General features: G+C 68.9%; 4 protein-coding genes. 2 read left to right on the forward strand and 2 right to left on the reverse strand.

Annotated features, from left to right (window positions below):
- Window positions 1-1309 (reverse strand): flavin-containing monooxygenase (locus ACAM49_RS39195; protein ID WP_369640576.1); only part of this gene is annotated, 1309 nt, incomplete at its 3' end.
- A gap of 70 nt (window positions 1310-1379) precedes the next feature.
- Between ACAM49_RS39195 and ACAM49_RS39200 the strand changes: the two genes are divergently transcribed.
- Both ACAM49_RS39200 and ACAM49_RS39205 read left to right on the forward strand, forming a co-directional pair.
- Entirely contained in the window at window positions 1380-2390 is a 1011-nt protein-coding gene (locus ACAM49_RS39200) for an AraC family transcriptional regulator (RefSeq protein WP_369640577.1), read from the forward strand.
- 112 nt (window positions 2391-2502) lie between these two features.
- Window positions 2503-2727, forward strand: coding sequence for a hypothetical protein (locus tag ACAM49_RS39205; RefSeq protein WP_369640578.1), 225 nt, complete (start codon window positions 2503-2505; stop codon window positions 2725-2727).
- Here ACAM49_RS39205 and ACAM49_RS39210 read toward each other — a convergent pair.
- The gene (locus ACAM49_RS39210; RefSeq protein ID WP_369640579.1) at window positions 2724-3527 is read right to left on the reverse strand and encodes a nuclear transport factor 2 family protein; all 804 of its coding nucleotides are present in this window, start codon (window positions 3525-3527) and stop codon (window positions 2724-2726) included. The two genes, ACAM49_RS39205 and ACAM49_RS39210, sit on opposite strands and share 4 nt — an antisense overlap.
- Window positions 3528-3942 lie beyond the last annotated feature (415 nt).

Below are 3942 nucleotides of genomic sequence, written 5' to 3' on the forward strand. Positions count from 1 at the left end.
GTTCCTGGAGGGGGCGGTCGGGTTGGGGGACTACGGCGGCATAGCCGTTGCGGTCCATGTAGGAGAGGACCTTGCAGACCAGGCGGGAGGTGAGGTCGGCGCGGAGAGTCCAGGAGGCGTTGGTGTAGCCGATGCAGACGGCGAAGTTGGGGACGCCGGTGAGCATGGTGCCCTGCCAGACGAATTGGTCGGACAGGTTGACCGGGGCGCCGTCTACGATCAGGTCGACGCCGCCGAAGGCGAGCAGTTGCAGGCCGGTGGCGGTGATGACGACGTCGGCCTCGAGCACCTTGCCGGACTTCAGCCGAATGCCCTCGGGCACAAAGGTTTCGATGTGATCGGTGACCACCTCGGCCTTGCCCTTGCGCATGGCCTTGAAGAAGTCGGCGTTGGGCACCGCGCACAGGCGCTGGTCCCACGGGTTGTAGTCGGGCGTGAAGTGCTCGGCGACCAGCTTCTCGTCCTTCAGGATTCGCGTGGTCAGTCCGGTGAGCAGCTTGCGCGCGGCCTCGGGCCGTCGGCGGCAGTACTGGTAGAAGCCGATATTGAACAGGATGTTCTTGCCGCGGATGATCCGGTGCGCCAGATCCGGCGGCAGCAGTTCACGAATCCGGTCGGCCACCTTGTCGCGGCCGGGGACCGCGGAGATCCAGGTGGGGCTGCGCTGCAGCATGGTCACCAGTTCGGCCTGCTCGGCCATGGCCGGGACCAGGGTGACCGCGGTCGCGCCGCTGCCGATGACCACCACGCGCTTGCCCGCGTAATCCAGGTCCTCGGGCCAGAACTGGGGATGCACGACGGTCCCGGCGAAGTCGGACAGGCCGGGGAACTCGGGCTCGTGGCCGTGGTCGTAGTTGTAGTAGCCCGAGCAGGAGTAGAGGAACCCGCAGGTGAGCGAGCTGGTCTCGACCCCGTCGGCGGTCTTGTGCTCCAGCGTCAGCGTCCACCGCGACTCCGCGCTGTCCCACTGCGCGGCAACGACTTTGGTACCGAACCGAATGTGCCGGTCGATGCCGTTCTCGCTGGCGGTCTCCTGGATGTAGCGCAGGATGGACGGCCCGTCGGCGATGGACTTGGCGTCGCGCCAGGGCTTGAACGGGTAGCCGAGGGTGAACATGTCGCTGTCGGAGCGGATGCCCGGATACCGGAACAGATCCCAGGTGCCGCCGAGCGCGTCGCGCGCCTCGAGCACGGCGTAGCTGCGGCCGGGGTGCTCGGTCTGCAGTCGGTACGCCGCGCCGATGCCGGAGAGCCCGGCTCCGACGATGACGACATCGAGATGTTCGGCGGTGGCAGGCGCGGCGTTCATGACCTCCAGTCTGTTGTGCCCACCGAGAGGTTTCTTGACTCCGCGCGACAAGTATTTGATCCTGGACGACATGTCGGTGATCAGATCCGCGGGCCTGCGGGGCTTCCGCGCGACCGTGGCCGAACTCGGCGGCGATGCCGAGGAGCTGGTCGCGGCGTGCGGCCTGCCCGTCGCCGCCCTCGACACCGACGATCTGCTGGTCCCCGACCAGGCGGTCGCGGCGGTGCTCGAGCTGGCCGCACATCGGCTCGACTGCCCGGATCTGGGCCTGCGCATGGCCTGGCGGCAGGAGCTCGACATGCTCGGCCCGCTGGCCCTGGCCATCCGCAACTCGCCGACCCTGGCCGGGGTACTGGAGTGCACCTCGCGCTACCTGTTCGTGCACGCCCGCTCGCTGAGCCTGACCATGGGACCCGACCCGTACGGCGATCGGGGCGTGATCGCGCTGCGCTACGGCGTCACCGCGCCCGGCCTGCCGACGCCGGTGCAGGGCACCGATCTCGGATTGGCCTTCGTGCACAGGACCATTCAGCGCCTCGCCGAGGACCGCTACGGCCTGCGCTCGGTGGAGCTGCCCTACCGGCCCGCCGCGCCGATCCAGGCGTACGAGGAATTCTTCGGCGCGCCAGTGCGAATCGAGCGCCCGGAGGCGGTGCTGCGGGTGCCGAGCAGCCTGGCCAATCGGCCGCTCTCGGGTGGCGACGAGAACCTACACCGCCTGGCCATGGCGTTCCTGGCCGAGCAGTCCGGCGGCGCGGCCACCGCCATCGCGCCGCGCGTGCGCACGACGCTGCAGAAGCTGCTCGGCACCACCGCACCCGAAATCGATGCCGTGGCACGGCTGCTCACCATCCATCCGCGGACCTTGCAGCGCCGCTTGGCCGCCGAGGGGACGACCTTCGCCGCCATTCTCGACGAGGTGCGCCGCGCGGAGGCCCGCCGCTATCTGACCACCACCGACATGCCCATGAGCCAGGTGGCCTCGCTGCTGGGCCTGGCCGAGCAGTCGGTGTTCACGCGCTGCTGTCAACGCTGGTGGGGCGCCACGCCAACGGCGGTGCGGCGCGGCAAAGCGGGCTGAGTCAACAGTGTTTCAACCTGGCCGCCACGAGTTCCGATGCGGCCATTGGCAAATCAAGCACGGCGAGTCACCAAAGACACGCAATCGTTTTGTGGGTTGCAGCGTGTCGATCATGGTGATTCGGCGCTCGCACCACCAGGATGTCCTGATGATCGCCGAATGCCCCTCCTGCGCTTGGCCCTCCCCCACTGTCGCCGCACACCGCGGCGTGCAGTATCTGCGCTGCGTGTGCGGCCAATGGCTGATCAGCGTGCACGGGAAAGTGGTCGGGGCGGCCGGGGGCACCACGTTCAGCGGCAAGAATCCGCTGGCCGAGATCGCCGGTATCCGGGACTAGCTGGCCTGCACGAAGATTCGCGCGGATTCGATGCGCAATCCGGCGGTGAAGTCGAGTTCGGCGATACCGCTGCCCTGCCGGGTGTCCACTGTCGCGGTGACCGTGCGCCCGGCCGCGAGGGCCTTGCTCCAGCGCAGGCCCTTCACCCGAGTGGCGAAGTCCTCCAGCGACATCGCACCGTCGGTGCCCCACTCCAGGCGCGGCACCGGCACCAGCGCCGCGCGGGCGGCCGCGTAGTCACCGCGGCCGAGCGCGTCCAGCAGGCGGCCCGCCGCGGCCTTGCCCGGCTTGCCGACGCCGCGCAGGCCGGACATGAAACCGATTGCGCCGCCGATGCCTTGATTGCCGAGCAGCTGCGGCCCCAGCTTGGCCCCGGCCAGCAGGCCCTGCGTACCGGACCCCAGGAGCTGGCCGATCATGCCCGCCAGCTCCCAATGCGCGCGCAGGGCACGGATTTTCAGGGCGCCGTCCACATCCTCGAGGTCGTAGCGCAGATGCATCGGCACGTGCAGCGTCACGCCGGTCGACATGGTCGTGGCGATGCTCAGGTCGCGGAACACCGTCATGCCGCACACCACGTCGTTGGTCACGTCGAAGACGATGCCGTTAGGCGCGATGAAGGTCTCGTAGAAGCGCTCGATGGCCGCGCGCCCGATATGCGGACGCGACCCGACCGGATCCTCCACACTGCCGTTCTCGGCGAAAAGGCCCACCCAGGCGGCCTTGTCGTGCGCGCCGACCGCCCGCGGGGAGGCTTCGACGGTCGCCAGCAGTTCGGCGGCGGTGGGATTCGCGGGCACGGTTCCTCCAGGTACTAAGTAAACGCGCGCGATGATACCGAACCCCCGGAATCCCCGGAGGCGGTCGGGCGAGTTCGCGCGCGACCTCACACCCGTCCCCGAGCTCGTGGACAAAGGCTTCCCCCGTCATGGAGAGGTGCCCTCGTCGTACCGGGGTTCCCTTCGTCATCCGGCATGCTTTCGCCGGGATCCACCGCTGGCAGCGTGGATTCCGGCCGAGGGCATGCCGGATTGTCGGGGGTGGACTACTGACCAGGGGCTTGGATCGCCGCCAGGCGGGGCAGCAGGCGCTCGGCGAAATCGGTTGTGTAGGCGACCGGATCGCCGTCGGGCATGAAGTCCAGCTGGGTGATGCCCAGGGCGGCCAGCTCTTCGGCGAAGCGCAGCACCTGATCCACGTCGGCGAGGGCGGGGC

The organism is Nocardia sp. JMUB6875 (assembly GCF_041154655.1).
In the GTDB taxonomy this organism is placed as follows: Bacteria; Actinomycetota; Actinomycetes; order Mycobacteriales; family Mycobacteriaceae; genus Nocardia.

Coding starts and splice junctions, on each gene's coding strand:
- ACAM49_RS39205 (WP_369640578.1), top strand. CDS start 2,503: ATGGTGATTCGGCGCTCGCACCACCAGGATGTCCTGATGATCGCCGAA.
- ACAM49_RS39200 (WP_369640577.1), top strand. CDS start 1,380: ATGTCGGTGATCAGATCCGCGGGCCTGCGGGGCTTCCGCGCGACCGTG.